The organism is Skermanella aerolata KACC 11604 (assembly GCF_000936425.1).
Taxonomy (GTDB): domain Bacteria; phylum Pseudomonadota; class Alphaproteobacteria; order Azospirillales; family Azospirillaceae; genus Skermanella; species Skermanella aerolata.
This window is the reverse complement of sequence record NZ_AVFK01000014.1, coordinates 57,611-78,734: the sequence shown is the minus strand read 5'-3', so window position 1 is coordinate 78,734 and position 21,124 is coordinate 57,611. Positions and strand designations below refer to the sequence as shown.

The 21,124-nt window shown below is 65.5% G+C and carries 21 protein-coding genes; 5 read left to right on the top strand and 16 right to left on the bottom strand.

The window, feature by feature from the left end; genetic code table 11:
- Positions 1 to 81 precede the first annotated feature (81 nt).
- From N826_RS17905 to N826_RS17900, 3 genes are all read left to right on the top strand, one after another.
- Positions 82 to 549, top strand: a complete 468-nt coding sequence (locus N826_RS17905) for a type II toxin-antitoxin system YhaV family toxin (protein WP_044431067.1) — start codon at positions 82 to 84, stop codon at positions 547 to 549.
- Between the two features lie 296 nt (positions 550 to 845).
- Entirely contained in the window at positions 846 to 974 is a 129-nt protein-coding gene (locus N826_RS45735; protein WP_280178461.1) for a hypothetical protein, read from the top strand.
- Positions 975 to 1,282: 308 nt separating this feature from the next.
- Positions 1,283 to 3,358, top strand: a complete 2,076-nt coding sequence (locus N826_RS17900) for a multicopper oxidase family protein (RefSeq protein ID WP_052831530.1) — start codon at positions 1,283 to 1,285, stop codon at positions 3,356 to 3,358.
- 99 nt (positions 3,359 to 3,457) lie between these two features.
- Here N826_RS17900 and N826_RS17895 read toward each other — a convergent pair whose 3' ends face one another.
- The 4 genes from N826_RS17895 to N826_RS44220 all read right to left on the bottom strand — a co-directional run bounded on the left by N826_RS17895 (position 3,458) and on the right by N826_RS44220 (position 9,205).
- Positions 3,458 to 5,317 (bottom strand): Ig-like domain-containing protein, encoded by a 1,860-nt coding sequence (locus N826_RS17895; RefSeq protein ID WP_044431066.1) that lies wholly within the window; start codon positions 5,315 to 5,317, stop codon positions 3,458 to 3,460.
- 284 nt (positions 5,318 to 5,601) lie between these two features.
- Positions 5,602 to 6,807 carry a type II secretion system F family protein gene (locus tag N826_RS40205; protein ID WP_052831528.1) on the bottom strand — a complete coding sequence of 402 codons (1,206 nt, stop codon included), beginning with the start codon at positions 6,805 to 6,807 and terminating at the stop codon, positions 5,602 to 5,604.
- Complete coding sequence (locus N826_RS17885) at positions 6,807 to 8,528, bottom strand: GspE/PulE family protein (protein ID WP_052831527.1); 1,722 nt, start codon at positions 8,526 to 8,528, stop codon at positions 6,807 to 6,809. The genes N826_RS40205 and N826_RS17885 overlap by 1 nt, the downstream gene beginning before the upstream one ends.
- Positions 8,525 to 9,205 (bottom strand): prepilin peptidase, encoded by a 681-nt coding sequence (locus tag N826_RS44220; protein ID WP_052831526.1) that lies wholly within the window; start codon positions 9,203 to 9,205, stop codon positions 8,525 to 8,527. Before N826_RS44220 ends, N826_RS17885 begins: the two co-directional genes overlap by 4 nt.
- Positions 9,206 to 9,572: 367 nt before the next feature.
- On the opposite strand from N826_RS44220, the gene gspD reads away from it, so the two are divergent.
- Both gspD and N826_RS40200 read left to right on the top strand, forming a co-directional pair.
- The gene (gspD, locus tag N826_RS17875) at positions 9,573 to 11,861 is read left to right on the top strand and encodes a type II secretion system secretin GspD (RefSeq protein ID WP_044431064.1); all 2,289 of its coding nucleotides are present in this window, start codon (positions 9,573 to 9,575) and stop codon (positions 11,859 to 11,861) included.
- A 28-nt stretch (positions 11,862 to 11,889) separates the two neighbouring features.
- On the top strand, positions 11,890 to 12,732 hold the full coding sequence (locus N826_RS40200) for a type II secretion system minor pseudopilin (protein WP_147040565.1): 843 nt from the start codon (positions 11,890 to 11,892) through the stop codon (positions 12,730 to 12,732).
- Positions 12,733 to 12,748: 16 nt separating this feature from the next.
- On the opposite strand, the gene N826_RS17865 is transcribed toward N826_RS40200, so the two are convergent.
- The 12 genes from N826_RS17865 to N826_RS40185 form a co-directional block, all read right to left on the bottom strand.
- Positions 12,749 to 13,327: a hypothetical protein gene (locus tag N826_RS17865; RefSeq protein WP_044431061.1), complete on the bottom strand. Its 579-nt coding sequence runs from the start codon at positions 13,325 to 13,327 to the stop codon at positions 12,749 to 12,751.
- Complete coding sequence (gene gspM / locus N826_RS17860; protein ID WP_044431058.1) at positions 13,327 to 13,935, bottom strand: type II secretion system protein GspM; 609 nt, start codon at positions 13,933 to 13,935, stop codon at positions 13,327 to 13,329. Before gspM ends, N826_RS17865 begins: the two co-directional genes overlap by 1 nt.
- Positions 13,932 to 15,098, bottom strand: a complete 1,167-nt coding sequence (locus tag N826_RS17855) for a PilN domain-containing protein (protein WP_044431055.1) — start codon at positions 15,096 to 15,098, stop codon at positions 13,932 to 13,934. Before N826_RS17855 ends, gspM begins: the two co-directional genes overlap by 4 nt.
- A gap of 1 nt (position 15,099) precedes the next feature.
- The gene (locus tag N826_RS17850) at positions 15,100 to 15,663 is read right to left on the bottom strand and encodes a prepilin-type N-terminal cleavage/methylation domain-containing protein (RefSeq protein ID WP_044431052.1); all 564 of its coding nucleotides are present in this window, start codon (positions 15,661 to 15,663) and stop codon (positions 15,100 to 15,102) included.
- Complete coding sequence (locus tag N826_RS40195) at positions 15,660 to 16,079, bottom strand: type II secretion system protein (RefSeq protein ID WP_052831522.1); 420 nt, start codon at positions 16,077 to 16,079, stop codon at positions 15,660 to 15,662. Before N826_RS40195 ends, N826_RS17850 begins: the two co-directional genes overlap by 4 nt.
- Positions 16,072 to 16,521: a GspH/FimT family pseudopilin gene (locus N826_RS17840; protein ID WP_052831520.1), complete on the bottom strand. Its 450-nt coding sequence runs from the start codon at positions 16,519 to 16,521 to the stop codon at positions 16,072 to 16,074. Before N826_RS17840 ends, N826_RS40195 begins: the two co-directional genes overlap by 8 nt.
- A 1-nt stretch (position 16,522) precedes the next feature.
- Positions 16,523 to 17,014, bottom strand: coding sequence for a type II secretion system major pseudopilin GspG (gspG, locus tag N826_RS17835; RefSeq protein WP_084720857.1), 492 nt, complete (start codon positions 17,012 to 17,014; stop codon positions 16,523 to 16,525).
- A gap of 151 nt (positions 17,015 to 17,165) precedes the next feature.
- Positions 17,166 to 18,071: an anti-sigma factor family protein gene (locus N826_RS17830; RefSeq protein ID WP_147040567.1), complete on the bottom strand. Its 906-nt coding sequence runs from the start codon at positions 18,069 to 18,071 to the stop codon at positions 17,166 to 17,168.
- A gap of 44 nt (positions 18,072 to 18,115) precedes the next feature.
- A complete protein-coding gene (locus N826_RS17825; RefSeq protein ID WP_147040569.1) occupies positions 18,116 to 18,631 on the bottom strand; it encodes an RNA polymerase sigma factor in 516 nt (171 codons plus the stop codon).
- 11 nt (positions 18,632 to 18,642) lie between these two features.
- The gene (locus N826_RS43105) at positions 18,643 to 18,885 is read right to left on the bottom strand and encodes a hypothetical protein (RefSeq protein ID WP_147040571.1); all 243 of its coding nucleotides are present in this window, start codon (positions 18,883 to 18,885) and stop codon (positions 18,643 to 18,645) included.
- A 210-nt stretch (positions 18,886 to 19,095) separates the two neighbouring features.
- On the bottom strand, positions 19,096 to 20,022 hold the full coding sequence (locus N826_RS40190; RefSeq protein WP_052831516.1) for an SCO family protein: 927 nt from the start codon (positions 20,020 to 20,022) through the stop codon (positions 19,096 to 19,098).
- A gap of 43 nt (positions 20,023 to 20,065) precedes the next feature.
- Positions 20,066 to 21,124: a multicopper oxidase domain-containing protein gene (locus N826_RS40185; protein ID WP_052831515.1), complete on the bottom strand. Its 1,059-nt coding sequence runs from the start codon at positions 21,122 to 21,124 to the stop codon at positions 20,066 to 20,068.

The window sequence follows — 21,124 nt, the reverse complement described above, 5'->3', positions numbered from 1 at the left end:
GAATTCATTATCCAGGCCGGGACGGCATGTGAACCGTCCCGGCCTTCTTGATTGCGGCGTTTCTCCAGAAGGCCCGCATTCATGCCGAACTCTCCTTTCGACACTCGTAACGGTTGGAGACTATTCACGCACCTCACATTCAAAACTGTTTACGACGGCCTTGTCGCGGATGTCGACCACCTTGCCGCCAAGAACCCCACCGACTACACAAGCCATCCCAAGGCCAAACTTCTTGCTCGTATCAACACCTTGATTCTCGAGGAAATCCCGGCTGATCCCAATCACAAGGACTATCGGCAGAGCACGAAACTTGGCGACCAGTACAAAAACTGGTTCAGGGTCAAGTTTCTGAAAAACCGCTTTCGGCTCTTTTTCCGTTTCGACAGCACGTCGAAGATCATCATCTATTGCTGGGTCAATGACGAGAACTCCTTGAGGAAGGAAGGGGCAAAGAGCGATCCCTACATGGTGTTCAGCAAGATGCTCAAGTCGGGCAACCCTCCCGGCAAGTGGGACGATCTCGTCAGGCAGGTTGTTGGCTCCGATTAGAAAACACAGGCTCTCATCGAGTTTCAGGGTGATGAACCTGCATCGCCGACAGCGGCCGTAGACGCGGCTGGAAGCCGCGCAACATCAGCGCTTGACCGGTTTTGGCGGATACGCAAGCGTCTCGTAATACCAGATGCCGAAGACATCGACCTTTGGTGAACGTGCTTGGCAGGCTGTGGCACGACATTGCCGGAGAGCCGGTCGTACTCTCCGGTATTCGGTATAATAGGGTGTCTCCCTTGATGGAGCGTGCGCTGAATTTTGTCGAACTGGTCAGCTAATCCGGCTTCGTCACCGTGCAGCGCGAGCCAACCGGCAGCATGCTGGTTGCGGGGATGGATGCGGCCGGCGTCGATGACGATCAGGCTCGCGCCATCTATCGGGCGATGCTCGCCACTTCCGACGACGAGGAGGTGGTGGCGTAGGCGCGGCCTCCGGCCGCGCTTCTTCCACACTCGGGTATCTGAACGCGGTCGTAGGCTGCGTCTATAGCGAGCTTGGCCCGCCTTTATTTCAGGGCGGAAACACTCGGTTTATGCCGGTTGTCATATGACGTGCGAGACGTTATCCTGACGCCTCTACGTACCATTACGGGAATATCGTAGTATTCAATAAACCGTGACGTTCCGGCCGCTCCGCCATGGCGCTGGCCGACGGATGGTTGTTGCCTGATTTCCCGCCAATAATCCCATTCATGGGGAGTGTCATTGTGTCAGGCTTTCGCAGGCAATCATTGATCGAATCAGGCCAGGGACTGGCCGGGGCGGCTGCCGCGCTGGTGCTTCTGGCCGCCGCATCTGGCGCATCGGCGCAGGACAAGCCGTTGAACCGTGTGTTCGGCAATCCGCCCGTGCTGGGGCAGCCTTCGGCGGCTACCGGCGCGGCGTCGCTGCTGCGGCTGCCGGCTCCGGGGCCTCGGGTCAGCAACGAGCGCTCGTACAACCTGGATATCAAATACGTCGAGAGCAGGCTGTTCGATCCCAGTACAGGGCATGACCAGAAGGTCAGGCTGCGCGGCTATGTCGGCACCGATACCGATCCGAACCGGCCCTATATCGCGCCGACGATCGAAGTGGCGCCGGGCGATACCGTTCGGGTCACGCTGAACAACAAGCTGCCGGTCGATCCGACCTGCACCGACAGCAGCCTGCCGACCGATACTCCGCATTGCTTCAACGGGACCAACCTGCATTCCCATGGGTTGTGGGTCAGCCCGACCGGCAACAGCGACAACGTGCTGCTGAAGCTGCTGCCTGGCAATAGCTTCCAGTACGAATACAACATCCCGTCGGACCATCCGTCGGGCACCTTCTGGTATCACCCGCACCTGCACGGCTCGACGGCGCTTCAGGTAGCCAGCGGCATGGCCGGCGCGCTGGTCGTGCGCGGCAACCGTCCGCCGACGCCTGTCGCCAACGGCGATCTCGACACGCTGCTGGTCGATGCCAAGGGGGCGTCGATTCCTGAAAAGCTGCTGGTGTTCCAGCAGATCCAATATGCCTGCGAAGGGCCGGACCATAAGGTCCAGATGCTGCCCAATGGCATCGTCGATTGGACCTGCCTGCCGGGCGATACCGGCGTCATCGAATCCTATGCCCAGTTCGGCCCCGGCACCTGGGCCGCGTCGGGCCGCTGGACCAGCATCAACGGCCAGATCCTGCCGCATTTCGAAGTGCCGAAGAGCGGTCTGGCGGAACGCTGGCGTCTGGTCCATGCCGGCGTGCGCGAAACCATCACCGTTCAGTTCCGCAAGCTGAAGTCGAGCGTCGGGCCGATCGACGAATTGCATCTGCAAGCGAAGGATTCCGACCAGTTCGTCCAGGACTCGTGCGTCGGCGATCCGGTACCATATCAGATCGTCGCTTCCGACGGCCTGACAATGGCCAAGGCGCAGGAGGTCACGGCGACCACCTTGCAGCCGGGATACCGCAACGACCTGCTGGTGATCTTCCCCGAAGCCGGCGAATACTGCGTCAGCGAAGTGGCTACCCCCGCTTCCGGCAACGTCAGCGATGCGGCCAGCGGCCGCGAGATCCTGGGATTCGTGTCGGTCGGGAATGGTACGACCCTGTCCGGCGCCAATGCCATCCGCAAGGCGCTGACCGAGCAGCTCGTCGCCACGGCGGAGCGGGTCTATGCCGATCCCGTGGTCAAGGGCAAGGTCGTCAAGGATCTGAAGGAAGGCTTGAAGCTGACCAGCTTCGTGCCGCGTCCGACGATCACGGACGACGAAGTCAACGGCTATCAGGATCTGGTCTTCTTCATCGACACCACGTCGTCGGCGAATGTCACCTTCGAGGTCGGCAACGACTTCACCATGACCAAGAACGCCGCCGGAAACTACGTGCCGACGAGTGCCGAACCATATTCGCCCAGCCGGATCGACCGGGAACTGCCGCTGGGCGGCGTCCAGCAGTGGGAACTGAGGTCGTATTTCGTCAGCCATCCCTTCCACATCCACGTCAACCCGTTCCAGATCGTCAAGATCGTCGATCCGAACGGCAAGGATGTCAGCGTGTCCGGGGCGGTGGACGATGCGGACCCGACCGGCGTCGATCCGCAGTATCCGGGTCTTCAAGGCGTCTGGAAGGATACGCTCTGGGTCAAGAGCCTGATCAAGTCGCCGACCGGCCTGACCGACCCGCCGACCGGCATCTACAAGATCGTCATCCGGACCCGGTACGAGCGCTATATCGGCCAGTTCGTCCTGCACTGCCACATCCTGGACCACGAGGACCAAGGCATGATGCAGAACATCAACATCGCCATTCCGGACGGACAGGGCGGCGTGACGCATGGTCACCACTGATGGGGCGAATTAAAACAACTGGTTCGCCGGCATGACGGAAGGCCCGCCACCCTGGAAGGGGTGGCGGGCCTTTTCCTGTCAGCGAGAGGGTTGCTGCCGTCAGCGGCGGGTGGTGTAGCCGACTGGGGAGACGGTGGTGCCCTTGCTGCTCTTCATCGCCATGACAGCGCCGGTTCCGGGGGCTGCCGCGTTGGTGACCCGGATGTCGAAGGCGCCCGTCGCATCGACCGCGGCGCTGCCAAGCGTCGTCCCGTTCAGAGTGGCGGTCATCGTGTTGTTGGCGACCGCGTTGGTGGTTCCACGGATGCGCCAGCTCCGGTCGCCACTGCGGTATTCGGCTTGGGTGACGTTGATCGTCTCGTTGATGATTTCGACGGAGACCTTGGCGGGCGTCGACCGGTTGCCCTTGGTGTCGGCTACCGTGTACTCGAAGGTGATGATGCCGGTATATCCTACCGCCGGTCTGACCTGGATGCCGGCGATATCGATCAGGCCGATGGTGCCCATGGCGGCGGTCGGCGGGGTCGAGATCTGGATGCTCGTCGGGTTCAGCCCGTCCGGATCGCTGTCGTTGGCCAGCACGTTGACGACGACGTTGGTCGCGATCGGGGTGTTGGTGGTGTCGGGGGCAACAACCGGAACGCTCTCGGCCGGCTGCGGAGCGGGCGTGCTGTCGGGGGCGGTGGGGGCGGCCGGGCTGGAACTGGAAATGGTGACGATCTTCAGTTCGGAGCCCTTGTAGTTCGACGTGACCTTGACGTGGGCCGGCGGAACCGCGATGCCGGTGATCTTGGCCCTGTAGTCGGACGGGATCGTGGCGCCGAACGGTTCCACCTTAAGGACAGCCGAGCCCGAAGCCTCGGACGTCACGGACATGCTGGACTTCGCCCCCACGATCAGGATCTTGAGGTCGGGGTCATAGGTCGCTTCGGTGATGTTCACGATGTCGGTGACATCCGCCACCAGCGAGTTTTCCAGGTTCCCGTTCTTCGTCGACCGGATCGTCACCGTCTTGGGCATCGGCGTGACGGGGGTCGAAAGATAGAAGAAGCCCCGGCCGTCGCCGACCAGCGGGTTGGTGGTCGTGCCGTAGGTCGCGGTCACCGTCGCGGTCGGGGCGGAGGTCGCCAGCACTTCCAGCCGGTAGCCGTCATAGGTGACACGGCGCTTGTCCAGCGGCGTTTCGACCTGGCCGGTCCATTTCTTGCCGGAAACGACGAACTGGTCGGTCTCGGCCACCGGGCCGCCGCCGACCTTTTCGACGCGGAATTTGTTGAAGCCGCCGGGCGATCCCTTGACCGCATGCGGCGTGGCGCCGTCGCCGACATAGCCTGCCGGAGCTCCCGTGTCCCACTCCAGGAAGGCGCCGATCCTGCTCTTCAGCGGACCGCTGTTGTCGGGGGAAAAGGCGCCGGTGTCGAGGGTCGTGTTGATCGCCTTGATGCCGGGGGCATCGACGGTGAAGGTCTCCTCGCCGAAGGGGTATGTCACCTTATAGGTGCCGGCCTCGGGGACGTCGATCCGCATGCGGACACGGCCGAAGGCAAACTCGTCGCCGGGGATCGGGTCCTCGGCGGAGAACGCGGCTTCGACGGCCAGCACCAGCGATGCGGTACCGGTGCCGAAGGGCATGCTGGCGTCGGCGGCCCACCAGAAGGCTTCGGCGCCGAAACCGATGCTTTCGGAGAAGGTGTTGCCGACGATTACCGGATCGTAGATGCACGCGCCGGCGATGTCGTTCTTTTCGGTGCAGAGTTCCAGGGCCACGCCATTCCGGTCGGAATAGTATTGCGGAAAGGTCGACTCGCCGTACTTGCCGCCGAAGCCGGTCAGATGCGCGGGCTGGTCGGGCTCCAGCAGGATCTGCTGAGCCGAAGCCGAGCCCATCATCGAAATGAGCGCCACGGTCGCGAGTGCGGGTAGCGGCCTACGCACCCGTGTCTTGAATTCGAACAGCATTGGAGTCCTCCGAGCGGCCTTCTGGCCCCTAGATTTATTGCAGGACGGTACTTTGTCAGGAGACTTAGGTCACCTGGCTCTTGGCATCGAAGAGTTTAGACGATGGTGATTGCCTGAACTGGGGATGAGTTCTTTAAGTGTGCCGGTGATGATTTTGGGTGTCTTGTACTGTCGTCTGTCTGCATGACGGGCGGCCAGTCCAAAATAATCCCGATCTTTCGAGTTTCGGAAGGATTAGCGCTTTATGTGAAATGAATGCCAACGGGAGAAGTCCCGTTGGCGCGTCACATCGCGATCGAGTTCATGCTGAGAATCGCCAGCACGACGGAGGCGATGATCATGGCGATCACGCCGCCGAGGCCAATGGTCAGCAAGGGCGCCAGCAGGGAAATGCCGCGCTGGATCTCGTTCTCGGCTTCTTCTTCAAGGATATTGGCGGCGTGGCCCAGCACTTCGCCCAGACGGCCGCTCTCTTCGCCGACGCGGGCGAGGTCGAGCAGGACAGCCGGGAAGATGTTGGCGGTCGCCAGGGGCTCGGCTATGCCCCTTCCCTCGATCAGGGCGCCGCGTACATCCTGGAGCGCTTCGGCGAAGGCCATGTTGGTGGCGCCGCCGCGGGCGAGGTCGAGCGCGCTGGCGGCGGGCAATCCGGCGCCGATCAGGGTGGAGAACAGGCGGGCGAACCTGCCGCCCTCGATCTTCCGGATCAGGCCGCCGACCATCGGCGTGCGCAGAAGCAGGCCATGGAAGGCGCGGCGGGTTTCCGGCGCGTTGAGCGACATGCGGATCGCCAGCCCGGCCATGATCAGGGCGCCGAGCGCGAACAGCCCGTATTCGCGGAACAGGCGGCTGGCGGTCAGGACGACGACGGTCACGGTCGGCAGCCGGTCGCCGGCGCCGTCGAACAGCGGTTCCAGTTGGGGCAGGACCACGGTGAAGAGCGTCGCGATGGAGACGCCTGCCGTGACCGCGAGGATCGCCGGGTATGTCAGGGCGGCGCGGACGGATTTGGCGGAGCGGGCGCGGCGGTCGGCCAGATCGGCGAGGCTGCGCAGGATGACGGCGAGCGCTCCCGCCGCTTCGCCGGCACGGATCATGCCGATGGCGTAGGGTGGAGCGATCTCCGGCCGCCGTTCGAGGGCGTCGCTGAAGGGGACGCCAGCGCGGACTTCCTCAAGCACGACGGTCAGGGCGGGGGACAGGGCGCGGAGGTCGCGGGAGCGGGCGACCGAGGCCAGCGCCTGATCCAACCGCAGGCCGGCTTCGAGCAGCAATGCCAGCTCACGGGCGAGGCGGGCGAGTTTGGCCGATGGAAGCGAGCGGCGCATGCTGGCGACGCCGGCGGTGGAGGACTGACCGGACTCGATGCGGAGCGGCACCGCGCCCCGTTCCTGAAGCTGGCGGGCGACGGCGTCGCTGTCGGCGGCGGTGAGGGTGCCGATGGCGACCTTGCCGTCGCGCTCGACCGCCTCGAACTCGAATACCGGCATCAGGCGCCTCCCTGGAGCGTCGCCCGCAGGATCTCCTCGACCGTGGTTATGCCGTCGGCGACCTTGCGCATGCCGTTCTCGAACAGCGGCTCCATCCCTTCGGACTTCGCCAGTTCGGCCAGCTTGGCGGTCTCGCCCCGCGCCATCGCGGCGGCGCGCATGCGGTCGGTCATGACCAGCAGTTCGGTGATCATGGTCCGGCCACGCCAGCCGCTGCCCCGGCAGCTTGGGCATCCGGGCGCGTGCATGGGGGTCGGAGTGCCGCTGGTCGCCAAGCGCTGGAGGTCGAACCGCTCGATCAGCGCCTTGGAATAGGGATGCGGTTCGCGGCAGTCGGGGCACAGGGTACGGACGAGCCGTTGGGCCAGGATGGCGTTGATAGTGGACGACAGCAGGTAGTCCTCCACCCCCATCTCCAGCAGGCGGGTGATGGCGCCGGCCGAGTCGTTGGTGTGAAGGGTGGACATGATGAGGTGGCCGGTCAGCGAAGCCTCGATCGCGGTCTGCGCCGTTTCGCGGTCGCGGATTTCGCCGACCAGAACCACGTTGGGGTTCTGGCGGAGGAGGGCGCGGAGGATCGAGGCGAATGTCAGCCCGATACCTGGCTTCACCTGGGTCTGGTTGATGCCGGCCAACTGGTACTCGATCGGGTCCTCGATCGTGAAATATTTCCGCGCCGGGTCGTAGATCTTCAGCAGCGAGCTATAGAGAGTGGTGGTCTTGCCGCTGCCGGTCGGACCGGTGACGAGGACGATGCCGTGCGGGCGGTTGGCTGCCTCGATCCAGGTGTCGAGAACGGGGCCGGTGAAGCCCAGCTTGCCGAAGTCCAGCTCGACCGAGCCCCGGTCGAGCACGCGGAGCACGACGCTTTCGCCGTGGAGCGTGGGGACGGTGGCGACGCGCAGGTCGATTTGCCGGCCGCCGACGGTCATCTGGATGCGGCCGTCCTGGGGCAGGCGGCGCTCGGCGATGTCGAGTCCGGCGAGGATCTTGATGCGGGACACGACGGCGCGGTGAAGCTGCGGGGCGGGTGGTTCGATCGGGCTGAGGTCGCCGTCGATCCGGAGCCAGAGCAGCGGTCCGGCCTCGTGGCTTTCCAGATGGATGTCGGAGGCGCGGCTTTCGACCGCCTGGATGATCATGCGGTTGACGAAGCGGACGACAGGGGCCTCGCTTGCGAGGTCCTTCAGGCGCTGAAGGTCGTCGTCGGCCGCCGAGGTCGTGACATGGGTGTCGGAGGCGGAGCCGTCGTGGAGCTTGGCGACGGCCTTGCGGATGTCGGAGTGGGTCGCGACGCGCACCTTTACGGGCAGGTCGAACAGCAGGCTGGCGGCATGCAGCGCCGCCGCGTCGGTCGGGTCGGCGGAGGCGACCACGACATGGTCGTCCTCCAGCCGGAGCGGCAGCAGGCGGGCCTGTTCCATCCAGCGGGTGCTGGCGTCGCCGATCGCCTCGGTCGGCCACTCGTCCGCCTCGACCAGCGGGAGGGAGAGGGTGCGGGCGAGCGTTTCGGCGACGGTGTTCTCGGGAGCGATGCCAAGGTTGACGACGGCGCTGGGCAGGCCGATGCCGCTTTCGGCGGCGGCCCGGCGGGCACGCTCCAGCGAGGTGGCGGTGAGATGGCCGGACTCCAGCAATCCTGCGGCGAAGTCGTCCCCGGCGGTGGCCAGGGAGTAGCTGCGCCCGGAAAATGCTGACGGCGTGTCGGCGAGGCTCGTCATGGCTGCACCAGTTGGGGAGCGAGGAAGACGACCCAGAGGGCCGCGGACAGGGCCGGAACGAACGGGATGCGGTCGCCCCAGGCGACCCAGCCCCTATGGACCAGGAATGCGGCGGCGAGAAGGCCGAAGATGCCGGACAGGAACAGGACGCCGGGAAGCGCCGCGAGCCCGACCCAGGCGCCGGCGACCGCGAACAGGCGGACATCGCCGCCGCCGATGCCGGCATAGCCGCGCAGGCGCCGGAAGACTTCCCCGAGCAGCCAGATCGCCCCGGCGCCGGCGGCGGCGGCGGCGGCATGGATCAGGATGGCCTGCGGCTCGACCCACCATGTGGCGGCAAGACCGGCCGGGATCAGGGGAAGCGACAGCGCGTCGGGCACTTCCAGGTGGCGCAGGTCGATCAGCGCCAGCGTCAGCAGGACCCAGCCGAGCAGTGCCGCGAACAGGGACAGAGGAGCCGGCAGCGCCAGGACAGCGGCGGCTCCGGTAAGGGTGGCGGCGATCTCCACTCCGGGGTGGAGGCTGCGCAGGACGGCGGGCGCCGTGTCGGGTTCATAGGCGTCGTCCTGGTCTTCGGGGTCCGGTGGCGGGTAGCGGTCCACGGCCATTCCGATCAGTCCGCCGACCAGGGGTCCCAGTGCGATTATCAGCAGTTCCATGCCTTCCATCATAAACATACCCGACCGTTCCCGGAATACAGATGCGTGAGGCGTGAGACTGCCCTGTGGTGAGACTGCCTTGTGGTAAGACTGCTCTGTGGCGCGACTGCCCATGAAAGGACGGTCCAAAATGGGATTTATTGCATAGTTATGACTTATTGGCATTTGGGTCGGCCTAACGATCAACTGCACTTTCCCGTAGGAATGGGGCAGTGTCGAAAGTGGTGGAGCCGGATCATTCCTCGCAACCACCCGGATGCGCTTTTCAGGCAAACCGGGTCGGAGTGTTAGGAAAATGGCACTGGATCTATCGATTAACGAAAGTTTCAGCAAAAGATTTAGATCACCTGTTTCGTCACGGTTCTGGATATCGGGCAAACGTTCCATGAAGACACATAACAGGCCGACCCATTCAGGTCTGCGGCTCAGCATTACGGCATGCGCCATGCTGGCGCTTCTGGTGGGATGTGCGCAGCAGCGTGAATCCCAGGCGAGGATCGACGAGCGCTTCGCCAAACTGATGCAGAGCGATGCCGGCACGGCCGGTAACCAGCCGACCGCACTGGTTCCGGGCGGTGGCACGGGCGCTTCGTCGAGCGTCAGGCGGGACGAGCCGCCGCGCCGCGCGGCGATCGTCGAGCGCGGCGGCCTGCGCATCCAGGTACCCCAGACCTCCACGCGGCCGACGCTGACCGGCGAGAACGTCGAACTGAACTTCCCCGAGACCGATATCCGCGAGTTCTCCCGTGCCGTGCTCGGCGACATCCTGGGGCTGAGCTATTCCGTCGATCCCAGGATCGAGGGCACGGTCAGCATCGACACGCGCGGGCCGATCCCTCGGCAGGACGTGCTGAACGTGGTGGAGCGGGTGCTTCAGATGCACGGCGTCTCGCTGGTGCCGTTCCCCGGCGGCTATCAGGTGGTGCCGGCCGAGGCCGCGCTGGCGAACGGACCGTCGATGGTCGGCGGCATCGGTACCGGCGTCCGCATCCTGCCGCTGCGCCATATCGAGGCGTCCAAGGCGGCCGAACTGCTGGCGCCGCTCACGCCGCGCGGCGCCCTCGTCTCGGTCGAGACCAAGCGGAACGTGCTTCTGCTCGCGGGATCGCGGCCGCAGCTCGACCTGCTGGAGGCGACGGTGCAGGCCATCGACCTGGACCAGCTTCAGGGCATGTCCTTCGCGCTGAAGCCGCTGCGCTACGCCTCGCCGGCGGCGCTGGCGGAGGAACTGACGTCCATCTTCGGATCGGAGGAGGGGACGCAGGATGTCCGCTTCGTGCCGGTCGAGCGGATGAACGCCCTGGTCATCGTCACGCGCAACGCCGGCAGCATCGACCGCATGCTGTCCTGGGCGGAACGGCTGGACCAGGAGGGCGGCGGGTCCGATCCCGAGCTGTTCGTCTACCCGATCCAGAATGGCAGGGCGGCCGACCTTGCCACGGCGCTGGGCCAGATCTTCGGCGCGGAACCCACCGGGCAGCAGATCGGCGGCGTGGCGCCGGGCCTGCGGTCGCGCCAGCTCGCGCAATCGACCCTCCAGCGCAACCAGGGAGGGTTGGGGCAGGGCGGCGGACTGGGCCAGGGCGGGCTTGGCCAAGGCGGCTTGGGCCAGAACGGGCTTGGCGGGCAGGGCGGCCAGGGAGGACTGGGCGGAGGCGGCCTGGGCGGAGGACTCGGCGGCTTGGGCGGCGGTCTGGGCGGCCAGGGCGGATCGGGCTTCGGCAGCGGCGACGGCAGCGGCGGGGCGGGGGGCCAAAACGGCAGCGGCTTCACGGCTGTTTCGGCCCCGGGGCTGCGGATCATCGCCGACGACAGCCGCAACGCGCTGATCATCCAGGCGACGCGGCAGCAGTTCCGCCGGATGGAAAACGCGCTCAGGCAGCTGGACACCCAGCCGCTCCAGGTGCTGATCGAGGCGACCATCGCCGAAGTCACGCTCAACGACCAGCTTCAGTACGGCCTGCAATGGTTTTTCAACAGCGGCAACTTCACGGCGCTGCTGAGCAGGACGGGCGGGGTCGACGTGCAGCCCGCCCTGCCGGGCTTCGCGGCCGTCTTCAACACGGCCGACGCCCGCGTCGTGCTGAGCGCGCTGGAAGCGATTACCGACGTCCGCGTGATATCCTCGCCCCAGGTGCTGGCCCTGACCAACGAGCCGGCCCTGCTTCAGGTCGGCGACAGCGTGCCGGTCCCCGTCCAGCAGGCTGTCAGCGTCGTCAACCCGGACGCGCCCATCGTCAACTCGGTCCAGTACGTCGATACCGGCGTCACCCTTCAGGTGACGCCGCGGGTCAACGAGAGCGGCATGGTCCGGATGGAGGTCGAACAGAACGTTTCGGACGCGGCGCGGACGACCTCGTCCGACATCAACGCTCCGACCATCCAGCAGCGCCGGATCGCCAGTACCGTCGCGGTCAAGAGCGGCGAGACCATCGGGCTGGGCGGCCTGATCCGCGACAGCGCCAGCGCCGGGCGGGACGGTGTGCCCTATCTGTCAGGGTTGCCGGTGGTGGGACCGCTGTTCGGCACCCGGACGACCGATATCCGCCGCACCGAACTGCTGATCCTGCTGCGGCCCCGCATCGTGCAGACTGTCCAGGACGCCCGCGACATGACCAACGAGCTGCGCTCCAAGATGCAGGGGCTGCTGCCCGTGGTGCATAGGGAACCTTGAAGGGAGAGACTTGAGGGAGAGATCGACAGTGAGAGCGCCGATGCGCCGGCGCGGGTTCGCGCTGATCGCGGTGTTCTGGATCATCATGGTCGTCGGGCTGTTCGCGGCGATCGTCGTGTCGCGGACTGGCTTCGACCTAGACCGGAGCGGCTGGGCGGTCGGCATGGGCAAGGCGCGGGCGGCGGCCGACGGCGCCGTGGAGGAAGCGGCGTTCCAGCTCGTCGGGCGCATCAACGCCGGAACGCCGGTGCTGAACCTGCTCGATCTTGCCGATTTCGAGGTCAGGATCGACGATGTGCCGGTCCGCGTGACCGTGGCTGACGAGGACGGCAAGATCGACCTCAACGGCGCCCAGCCGGAACTTCTGGCGGTGCTGCTCCAGGCCGTCATGCGGGACAACAAGGGCCTGGCGTCGGAGGATGCGGCCGTACTGGCCGACCGGATCGCCGATTTCCGCGACATCGACAACCTGCGCCGGCTGCAAGGCGCCGAGGACCCCGAGTATCTTGCGGCGGGAGTGGCTGCGGGGGGCAAGGACGCGGCGTTCGACAGCATCGGCGAACTGGGGCAGGTGCTCGGCATGACCCCGGCGCTGGTCGAGGCGCTGACGCCCTACGTCACGATCTACAACGGCCGCTCGCAGTTCGATCCGGAGTCCGGGCCGTTGTCGCTGAAGGCGCTGTCGCTGGGCCTGGAAGGCGCCGGCCTCGCGATCGCGGTGGCGCCGTCGCGCCACCGGGTCTTCACGGTCGCCGCCGTCGCCGAGCTGCCGAACGGCGTCCTGTTCGAGCGCCGGGCCGCCCTGCGGATCACCGGCGACGCGCGCCAGCCCGTCACGTGGATCGGCTGGCGGCCGGGCGGGGCGATGTGACGCCCGAGCCTTCAGGTCACATATGCTGCCCGTTGGCCAGCCGCGCGCCGTCGGCGTCTTCCTTCTGCGCCACTTCGGAGTCGTGGCGGGTCGTTTCGACCCGAGGTTCTTCGCCGGGCTTGCCGAGATAGGCCTTCGCCTCGACCGTGTCGGTCTTGAAGACGACGCTCTCGCGCTGGATCGCGCTGACGCGCCAGCCGCCGATCTCGCCGCCGAGAGGCACGCGGTGCAGGCGGTGGCTTTCGGCCTCGAGCGCCACGATGGCGATGGAGCCTGGGCCGGACAGGGCGATGCCGCGCACGGTCGGCACGGGCAGGTCGGTGGCCGCTTCCGGCTCCGCTGCATCGGCCAGTGCCAGGACGGGCTGCTGCGGCGGACGGCGGCCGGGAGTGAAGGGCGGACGGTCGCGCAGGGTTTGCAGCAGGGCCGTGTCGCCCGACGGTGCGGCGGCGGCGGTCTTGACCGGTTGCGGCGCCGGAGCGGAAGCAACGTCGACGGTGCCGGGATCCGGTTGCCAGTTCAGCCCGGTGGCCAGTGTCGCGCCGCCGGCGCCCAGCGTCACCAGCGACAGGAGGAGTGCGGGGGAAAAGCGCATCACTTGTGTTCCTCAACGGCCAAAATCTCGAAATCGATCTGCATGTCCACCTGCGTCGCCTCGCGCTCCCCGTACCCGGTGCTCGCCGCCGCGATGTTGAGGTTGCGGACGGCGAGGGACGGATCCTGCCGGCGGGCGGTGTCGAGAAGCTTGACCAGCGCCTGTTCGTCGCCATAGGCCCTGACCCGCATGCCGAGCTGCAGCATACCGTGCTCGTGCCGGGGGGCAAGCGCCTGGACGCTGCGGGCCTGACTTCCGGAATCGGCCATGACCTTCTGGATCAGCTTCTGGAATTCTGCGGTGCCGAGCGCCTCGTTCTCGATACGCAGGACGCCGCTGCGCTGGGCCGCCATTTTCTCCGCCTCGTCCACGGCTTGCTTCAGGGCGGGGATGCGATCGACCGTCGCGGTCAGGCGGGCGCGCCAGCCCGCCGCGTCGGCGAGCCGGTCCTGCGCCACCGTCCAGCGGTCGAGCAACGGGAGCACCGCCAGATTGACGGTGCCCGCCGTCACGCCGGCAAGGATCGCCAGAGCCAGGAGCTTCGACAGCCGGGGCGACAGCCTGGGCGACGACATCCGGGAAGACAGGTGGGGGGACAGGGTGTTCATCGTGCCTCCGGACGGCGATTTGCGCGGTGTTCGGGCTGCGGACGCTGGGCGGGCGATCTGACGGCCATGACCGGCGGCAGCGCCGAGGCAGTCCGGGTGTCTCCTTCGACCTCGAAGCCCAGGGAGAACTGCTCGCCGCCGTTGGCGACCGGCGTCACCGCCGCGCGGAAGGTCGGATTGCGGAACAGGGGCGAGCCTTCGATCACCTCGGCGAGGGCGGCGGCGGACGCGCCGTGCCCGTCCACGTTGATCGTGCCGCCATCGAAGCGGAAGGCCGTGAAGTGCGTATCGTCGCCGGCGACGCGCGCCAGTTCGGCCAGCAGAACGACGGGGGCGGTGCCGGCCAGGAAGGTGTCCAGCGCGGTTTCCCGCGTCGCTATCTCGGTCAGCCGGTTCTCCATTTCCACCGCCTTGATCGCCTGGGTGCGCAGGGCGGCGACATCTGCTTCGACGCTGTCGGCCATGGACTCCAGACGGAGCAGCGGGATCAGCAGACCGGCGACCACCATGCCGACCCCCAGCACCGAAGCGAAGGTCGCCGCATGGCTCATGCGGGTTGTGGCCTGCCGGCCGCTGTGCCGGGGATCGCCGTCCAGCGTCAGCTCGACCTTGCCGGCGCCTGAACCGGCGCCTGCTTTATCCGTGCCGAAATCGACGGCGATGCTGTCCAGCGTAGCGCCGGCACCGTGCAGGACCTCACGCAACGGGTCCAGCAGGCGCTTGGGCACGCAGACCATGTCCACCCTGAGCTTGCGGCCCGCCGTGTCGCGTTCCCGGATGCGGTAGCCGAGATGGACGTTGCCGGCCTTGAACGGGGTTCGGCGGTCGACCTCGAACCGGAGAGCGGCAGGGACGGCGCGTTCCGCCGCCAGCGGCAGTTCGACCGACGCCACCAGGGCGCGTCCGGCGTCGAACACGACGGCCGCGTGGCGGCGCTTGAGCCGGTGAGCCAGAATCTCGCGGTCCTCTGCCGAAAGCGGCAGCGGAAAGCTTCGCACGGAGCGGGACGAACGGCGCAGCGTGATGCTCCCGGCGGAGATGTCGATCCGAAGGGTCGAAGGCGCCATCAGCGCGCGAAGCCGGCGGGGGACGCAGCCGCGCAGTTCTCCGGTCCACCATGTCCATCCAGCGGCTGCCGCAGCACCTATCTCGGGCAAATTCATGTCAATATCCCTGGTTCTTCAATACGACGAGGATTGGGGGCCACGCTTGCGCGGCGCCTCCTTCGAAATTCATCTGGATCATGGTCGGCAGGCGCGGACCCGGAGCCCATGAGTCGTGCCATCCCCGGTCGTCCGATCCGTCCCAATAGCGGAACGAGACACGGGTTACGCCTTCGAGCATCAGTCGTTGGTCAACGGGCGCCTCGCCGCCGGGACGCAGCGGCTGCCAGGTCGCCAGCAATCCGCCCGGCGCCTGGGCCAGGGTCATGACATGGGGGCCGGCCATGCCGAAGCGCTCCGGCAGATCGGTCACGAAGCGGACCGATGCCGGTTCGCCGGCGAATACCAGAGGGGCACGCTCCCGCCGGCTGGAGCGGATGGGCATGGATGTCTCCAGCCAGTCCGCAATCTGGTGTCGGACCAGGAAGGAGTGCCCGCCGTCGCCCCGGGGAGCCGCGGCGCGGGCGGCCAGCGCTATGGCCTGCTGGCCGGCGACCATGATGAAGGCGAGAAGCGTCATCGCCACCAGCATTTCCAGCAGGGTGAAGCCCGGGCGGCGGGTCATTTGGCCGCTCCGGGAACGATCCGGCGGCCGGTCAGCGTGATGCTCTGGCTGCCTCTCATGGAGAGCCAGGAGACATCGGCCCTGATATCGACGATGCCTGCGGCGGCTTGGCCCGACAAATTGGAGACGGTCCTGACGCAGCAGGTCGAGACCCGCCACGAGAACCCGGCCGGGGTGCGGCCCTCCGCCGCTTCCTTGGCCGGAAGCGGGATGGTGCGCCCGGCCTCGGTCAGCAGCTGTTCGGCCAGCAGCACGGCTTCCTCGGTCCGCGACGCGCGCTCGGCCACGAGGCTGCCGAGCGAAATACGCGGCATCAGGGCGCCCAGCGCGATGCCGAGGATGGCGAGCGCCACCAGCACTTCGATCAGGCTGAAGCCGGGGCGGGCCGTGCGGAGGGGCAGGGCGGCGTCAGTCACGGACTTCGACCCTCCCGCTCAGCCAGTCGGCGGCTATCCGCGTCGGCTTGCCCCCGCTTCCCGGCATGTCGAGGAGGATGGTGCCGCCCGACGACCCGCCGTCCGGATAGAACCGGATCGCGGATGTCGCCGCGTCGCGCACCGTGGCGCCGTCCACCCCGAGGACGCTGATGCCGGCATCCGGCAGCCGGCCCCTCGGCCCGGTCGGGATGGTCCGCCATGTCCGGTCCTTGACGTCGAACAGGACCTCCACCGGGCTGCGCGTCGCAACCGCCATGAAGCGCGCACGCGACAGTCCGGAACCCAGTTCCTGGATGGCGGCGCGGTCCCTGGCCCCGTCCGCCCAGGCGCCGCCGAGACGCGGGGCCGCCAGCATCGCCAGTCCCATGACCGTGATCACCACGAGCAGTTCGAGAAGGGTGAAGCCAGCGGGCCGGGTCATCTTACCAGCTACCCAGGTCCTGGTTTTCACCGGTGCCGCCGGTAGCGTTGTCGGCGCCCAGCGTGAATACCTCGACCTCGGCCCGCTCGCCGGGGGTACGGTATTGGTACTCGCGGCCCCAGGGATCCTTGATCATGTCGGGCTTGCGCAGGTAGGGGCCGTTCCAGCGCTGTGCCGCGGCAGGACGCTGGACGAGCGCCTTCAGGCCATCCTGCGGCGACGGGTAGCTGCCGGTGTCGAGCCGGTACATGTCGAGAGTGGTCGAGATGTTCTGGATCTGAAGCTTGGCGGCATCCACCTTGGCACCGCCAAGATAGCGTGCCACGGCCGGAGCCGTCACCGAAGCCAGCAACCCCAGGATCACTAGAACCACCAGCAGTTCGAGAAGGGTGAAGCCGGCGGCGGCAGCCGGGCGTCTACGGTTTGCCCGGCGCGCTGCAGTCGGATTGTGGCCGGCCGGGTGGCGGCACGCCTGTAGTCTGGCGGTCCTCATTGTCTGTTCTCCAGCATTCTATCTGCAAGCTATCTGCAAAGCGATGTGCAGTGTCCCTAATGGCAGGACGGGCTGGAGAACAGCATATTCCAGAATGAAGCGGGTTTGTGCCGGATTACCGCTAAAGAAAAACGACTATTCAAGCCGGGTGTCAGACTGTACCGAAGTGATGCCTAACCTGTTCCGCCAGAGTTCCCAGTTCCGGTTTCTCCAATGCGCCCACCACGATATAAAGGTAACCGCCTGCGTCCCATGCGGCTACTCTAATACCTTTGCCCGGATCATATTCGACCGGCTTGGTTTCGGGCTGATCCGACTTCGTGATGCAGACGGCGATCGGCTGCCGGCCCGGCGCCGTATAGAGGAGCTGTGCTATGGCCTGTCCGTCTTCCGCCAGCAGTCGGCCGCCTTCGAAGGCCCATCCTTCCCGCGATAGGTCGGGCACGGACAGGGTGCGTTGCAGCCTGGATCCCAGCCATTCCTCTATGTGGTCCTTGCGGGAGGCGGGTACCTCGGCCAGATGCTCGGTTTCCCTTGCATAGACCTCGTGGTATGCCGCGACGTCGGCCATGAATCCGGCCCGCTCGTCCGCTACCGAAGGGTTCATGAAAAGGCCGGCGCCGACAATCAGTGCTATCGCCGCCGCAACCGCCAGTCCTGAGATCATGGGATGGTTCCGGATGACCCTGTGCCGGAACGAAGGCTTCAAGGGAACGACGTTGTTCCTGATGTCGCCATCGTTCAGGGTGCCGTCGCCCAGAACGCCGTCTCCCAGGGCGCCGTCTCCCGGCGCGCCGTCGCCGAAGGCGGCGCGCAGCAGGGCGGCGGTGTCCTCCATGTCCTTTACCTTACCCTGGGCAACAGGGTCCTGCGCCACCCGCGCCTTTACGGATGCGCGCGTTTCCGCGGACAGTTCGCCATCCACGTACGCTACGAGCAACTCGTCGGTCAACTCGATCATAGCTGTTTCGTGCCGCGCCACATCGCCGGGCATGGTTCCCGGCTGGGATTCGGTCGCGCCTTTCCGTTCGTTACTTTGCTCGTGTCTGTGATCCATGGTCGCTCTGCCGCTCATAGTTCCGGCCAAGGTACTTTGCTGGATCAGCCGATATTCTGTACAAGCCTGGACCCTTCTCCCGCTTGCGATTGCCGCATTCGGGAAGCAAGGGCCAGCCGCGCCCGCGCCAGCCGGCTCATCAACGTGCCGACCGGTATCGCCAGCACGCCCGCGGCTTCCTGGTAGCTCATCCCCTCGACGCAGACCAGCATCAAGGCCGCGCGCTGCTCTACCGGAAGCTTCGCCATTTCCAGGCGCACCTTGGCCAGCGTGGACCTTACGCCGATCGTATGCTCACCGTTTTCACCGGCGATTTCCAGACCGGCCTCGATCGGTTCCGAGAGCTTGTTGCGCATGCTGCGCTTCTCGTCGATCCAGGCATTGTGGATCACTTTGTACATCCAGCTCTCCAGGCACAAGATGCCGTCGTAAGCTTCCGGTTTTTTCAGCAGTCGCTCGCACGCCTGTTGCACCAGATCGTCAGCGGCATCTCTTGAACCAGTCAGGATGCGCGCAAAACGTTGCATCTTCGGCAAGATTGTTATGAGTTTTTCTTTCACGGCCTTGCCATCTATTTGGATCGCCCACCAGCAACACTAACTCCATCCCCCCCTCCCACCGGCGCCCCCATAGAGCCAGCGGGTATTTCTGAAAAGACATTATGACAATTACCGAACTTTTCCATGGGCAGATTCAGGACAATACCAATGGTTGGTAACGGCATCAGTTTTTCGGGGTAGGGGAGTTTGGGGGATCTCCAAAAGAACGGCATATCCAAAGAAGTAAAAGGCGAACTGAAATCGGACAGGGTCATGGTGTCGATCCCCAATCGGACTTGTCAAAATTTGGTCCAGCGACAATGCAAATCGTTCGCATCTAGCCGGACAATGGCCAAAAAGACATTCTAGCAACTTGAAGTTTTACTTATGGATAGGCTCAGGATGTAGTCCTATCTCTATGACTATGCATGAGCGACAATATACTGTCACCACTGACATCCTGGCCGACCGACATGAAACTTAAGTTATATTTCTCCACCCTCCGCCAGTTTGACCAAGCGTTTGGCAAGCTGCTCCGGAGACATGGACGGATAGATGTATTTGACCATCTTCCCTTCGCCTGAGAGAAGGTAGAGATGGGTGGTGTGAGCTATCTCCATCCCATGGAAATCCTGCTCGCCCTGCTGCCCGAATGCGACGACTGGACGGCCGCCTTCGGGATCGGCGGCATCCATGGCCTCCAAAGCTGGTGATTGAGCGGAAGTCGGTGTCGCGGATGCCTGGGCGGAGTGGGCAGGGTCGTGAGGACCCGCCTGGTCGTCGCCGTCGGTAACCAGCGTATTCTGCGGAATATGGTCGCGGCGTACGCGGAACTTGGCGGCGACATCGTGGATCTGCTTGCGTGTCCCGGACAGTCCGATGAGCTTCGGGTGCATCTCCGCGACGAAGCTGGCGAGGTCGTCGGTGCCGTCGTTCCAGACGTCGATGCTGATGAAGGCGGCCCGAACGGTATCCGCCTTGTCGCCCATCATGTCGAGAGCCATTCCGATCTTCTTCCCGATCAGCGGGCAGGCGTCGCCGCATCGGGTATAGCCGAAGAACAGCACGAGCGGCTTGCCATGAAAATCCGCAAGGGTGACGGGGCGCCCTGTGTGATCGGTCAGGCTGAAATCGCCACCGAGGCTGGCAGGTTCAGGCCAGCCTCCATGGCCATAGGCATGGCCGCCGCCGGTGCTTCCTGCATCGCCCGAACGACCCTCCGGGTCGGATGCAGCCGGAGCGGCCGCATCCGTCTGGGCGACGGCTGCGGAGGGTTGGCCGTGGCGGTGCGCCGACGCATCCGGCTGCGCTGCCTGCGGCCGGCTTTCGAGCGCCGCCAGCGACGTGCCGGCGAGGACGACACCGACGGCCATGGCGAGCTTGGCGTGGTTCGGGATGGCGGGCTTCCACATGGTCGCGGTCCTTCGTTAATGCTGGGCCTTTTACCGGGCCATTCTACTGGGCGATGATCTTGGCGATCGCCTGTCCACCGGGATGCATCTTGTTGGTCACCCAGTGCCGGAAGGTTCCGGTAATGGAGTGGCTGCCAGCGGCGATGTTGGGAATCCAGAGGGCGTAGCGCTGGGCGGTCGCCAGTTCGATCTCGGTATTGGCCGAAATCTTGTACGGCTTGGAGTAGGAGCCGAGGTCGGGATTGTAGCGGAGCGGCCGACCGTCGATTTCCACGACCCAGGCATCAACCGGCAGCTTGACGCCGACGCGGCTGTAGGACGCGTTTGCAAGCCGGACCAGCACATTCGTCCCAACCTTCGCCTTGATGGCTGTCTTGGCGTCGGTCTGCGTCTTGTTGTTGGGCACGCCGCTGATGACGAAGTATTTCGGTTCGAAGCGGTCGAGGCCGACATCGTCGCCGCACATGCCTAAATTGTGGTCCATCGTGTGCCAGCGCGGATCGATATCGTCGAACACAAGGATGGATTCGGCGGCGTAGGGAGCGCCCGGCTGGATGCCGTCGGCGCTGTCGCCCGGACGCGGATCATAAGCCAGCTTCGGGTTTGCGCCCGTGCCGGTGCCGACCGGATCGACGATCAGCACGCCGTACATGCCCATTTCGAAATGGAGCACGGTGTTCTTATGGCAATGGTAGAGATAGGTTCCCGCCTGATGCGGCATCCACTGGTAGGTATAGGCGCTCTTGACTTCGAACGACGTATGGCCGACGCCGTCGTTATAGGGACTGGGCTCGATCCCGTGCCAGTGGATGGTATGGGTGTTCTTGGCCGGCTTCATCTCGCAGTGGACGACCTGCCCCTGCTTGACGCGGATCAGCTTGGACGGCCACTCCCGGTCTCCGCCGCTGACATCGGGGTCCTTGAACCCCCAGAACAGGATGATTTTCCCATCGGCCATGGTGACGTTGAAGTCGGCGACCTGCCGGCGGATGAAGACGTTGCGGGCGACCTTGTCCGGTGTGGCCGGGCTGTCCGTGAAGGGATGGCAGCCAAACTCCTCGTACTCGGCGGGATCCACGATGGGGCGGGAGATCAAGGGCAT

What these genes read in the sequence shown, in the direction of transcription:
- N826_RS17830 (WP_147040567.1), bottom strand. Translation starts at nt 18,071, where the DNA reads ATGGATCACAGACACGAGCAAAGTAACGAACGGAAAGGCGCGACCGAA.
- N826_RS17855 (WP_044431055.1), bottom strand. Translation starts at nt 15,098, where the DNA reads ATGAATTTGCCCGAGATAGGTGCTGCGGCAGCCGCTGGATGGACATGG.
- gspD (WP_044431064.1), top strand. Translation starts at nt 9,573, where the DNA reads ATGAAGACACATAACAGGCCGACCCATTCAGGTCTGCGGCTCAGCATT.
- N826_RS17885 (WP_052831527.1), bottom strand. Translation starts at nt 8,528, where the DNA reads ATGACGAGCCTCGCCGACACGCCGTCAGCATTTTCCGGGCGCAGCTAC.
- gspM (WP_044431058.1), bottom strand. Translation starts at nt 13,935, where the DNA reads ATGAACACCCTGTCCCCCCACCTGTCTTCCCGGATGTCGTCGCCCAGG.
- N826_RS17840 (WP_052831520.1), bottom strand. Translation starts at nt 16,521, where the DNA reads ATGACCCGGCCCGCTGGCTTCACCCTTCTCGAACTGCTCGTGGTGATC.
- N826_RS40205 (WP_052831528.1), bottom strand. Translation starts at nt 6,807, where the DNA reads ATGCCGGTATTCGAGTTCGAGGCGGTCGAGCGCGACGGCAAGGTCGCC.
- N826_RS17895 (WP_044431066.1), bottom strand. Translation starts at nt 5,317, where the DNA reads ATGCTGTTCGAATTCAAGACACGGGTGCGTAGGCCGCTACCCGCACTC.
- N826_RS40185 (WP_052831515.1), bottom strand. Translation starts at nt 21,124, where the DNA reads ATGCCCTTGATCTCCCGCCCCATCGTGGATCCCGCCGAGTACGAGGAG.
- N826_RS17905 (WP_044431067.1), top strand. Translation starts at nt 82, where the DNA reads ATGCCGAACTCTCCTTTCGACACTCGTAACGGTTGGAGACTATTCACG.
- N826_RS17865 (WP_044431061.1), bottom strand. Translation starts at nt 13,327, where the DNA reads ATGCGCTTTTCCCCCGCACTCCTCCTGTCGCTGGTGACGCTGGGCGCC.
- N826_RS40190 (WP_052831516.1), bottom strand. Translation starts at nt 20,022, where the DNA reads ATGTGGAAGCCCGCCATCCCGAACCACGCCAAGCTCGCCATGGCCGTC.
- gspG (WP_084720857.1), bottom strand. Translation starts at nt 17,014, where the DNA reads ATGAGGACCGCCAGACTACAGGCGTGCCGCCACCCGGCCGGCCACAAT.
- N826_RS44220 (WP_052831526.1), bottom strand. Translation starts at nt 9,205, where the DNA reads ATGTTTATGATGGAAGGCATGGAACTGCTGATAATCGCACTGGGACCC.
- N826_RS17850 (WP_044431052.1), bottom strand. Translation starts at nt 15,663, where the DNA reads ATGACCCGCCGCCCGGGCTTCACCCTGCTGGAAATGCTGGTGGCGATG.
- N826_RS43105 (WP_147040571.1), bottom strand. Translation starts at nt 18,885, where the DNA reads ATGACCCTGTCCGATTTCAGTTCGCCTTTTACTTCTTTGGATATGCCG.